Source organism: Streptococcus sp. 27098_8_12 (assembly GCF_041432115.1).
Classification (GTDB): Bacteria; Bacillota; Bacilli; order Lactobacillales; family Streptococcaceae; genus Streptococcus; species Streptococcus parasanguinis_V.
Map to the genome: position 1 here is coordinate 1 of NZ_JAPVZA010000038.1, position 1,425 is coordinate 1,425.

Genomic DNA, 1,425 nt, shown 5'->3' on the forward strand with positions numbered 1-1,425 from the left:
GACACCCAGTAAGGAGGGTATTTTCATGCGTTACAGTCATGAGTATAAGTTAGAGTGTATTGAGCTATATAGAAAAGGAATATGGCCTGAAACACCAGAAGGAATAAAAACATCAAACTTTCATCTAATGGTTCGATACTGGGTTCGTATCGAAGAACAAAATGGACCAGATGCATTAAAGCACTTAGGTAATAACAAAGTGTGGACCCCTGAAGCGAAATATGAATTAGTTGCTAAAGTATTAGCAGGACAATCCAACAAGTCAGTTGCTGTTTCTGCAGGTATAAATAATGGAATGCTATATACCTGGGTTCGCAAATACAAAGAATTAGGTTACAATGGTCTTGTGAATAAAAAGAAAGGTCGCAAGAGTAAGAAACCTGATATGAAAAAGAAAACGATTAAGCCCAAGCCTTTAACTGAATCAGAACGTGAAGAGTTAATCAGACTAAGAGAAGAAATTGTGGCAATGAAAGCGGAGATTGAAGTAGTAAAAAAAAGGATCGCCTTGAGGCAAGAAAGATGGGCTGCGCAACTCAAGGCGAAAAAGCAGCAATCATCAAAGCGCTCAGAGAAGAAGGATACCAATTAAAGCACCTACTAAAAGGTTTAAATATGCCTAAATCAACTTACTACTACGAAATCAGTAAAGTTGATACTGTAGACTTTAGAAATATTGAGCTCACTGAAGAAATCAAGAAAATATTTAGCCAGCATAAAGGTAGATATGGTGTGAGAAGAGTGTATAGAGAGCTCTTAAGACGTGGAAATTCTGTCAATCATAAAAGAGTACAACGTATCATGCATTCACTTGGATTGCAAGGCAAAAGACCTAAAGAAAAGTATCACTCATTCAAGGGTGAAGTAGGTAAAGTAGCACCAAACATAATAGATAGAGACTTTACAGCAACAGCACCACTTCAGAAGTGGACAACTGATGTATCTCAGTTTAATTTTTCATGGGGAAAGTGTTACCTTTCTCCGATAATTGATATGTACACAAATGAAGTTATTTCATATGACTTGTCGATGAGTCCAAACCTAAATCAAATCAAGAGAATGCTAGAGATGGCGTTTAAAAAGTTCAAATCACTTACAGGATTAATATTTCATTCAGATCAAGGATGGCAATATCAACATAACTACTATCGTCAGGAACTAAAAAACAGGGGAATTATCCAATCAATGTCTAGACGTGGCAATTGCATAGATAATTGCATTATGGAAACATTCTTTGGACGTCTAAAGAATGAAATGTACTACAGCTACGAGAAAGAATATGAATCATTTGAGAGCTTTTCAAAAGCACTAGATGAATACATAAGTTATTACAACAATGAAAGAATACAAGGAAAAACAAAATGGATGCCACCTGTAATGTACAGGATAGCATCCATGTGTTCCACTTAGTTCATAACATGTGTC

At 36.0% G+C, this 1,425-nt stretch carries 2 protein-coding genes; both read left to right on the forward strand.

What is annotated here, in order from left to right; genetic code table 11:
- The coding region (locus O3629_RS10090) for a transposase (RefSeq protein ID WP_371609143.1) at window positions 1-592 on the forward strand (592 nt) is incomplete at its 5' end.
- Complete coding sequence (locus O3629_RS10095) at window positions 523-1,410, forward strand: IS3 family transposase (RefSeq protein WP_080976214.1); 888 nt, start codon at window positions 523-525, stop codon at window positions 1,408-1,410. The genes O3629_RS10090 and O3629_RS10095, both read left to right, overlap by 70 nt.
- Window positions 1,411-1,425 lie beyond the last annotated feature (15 nt).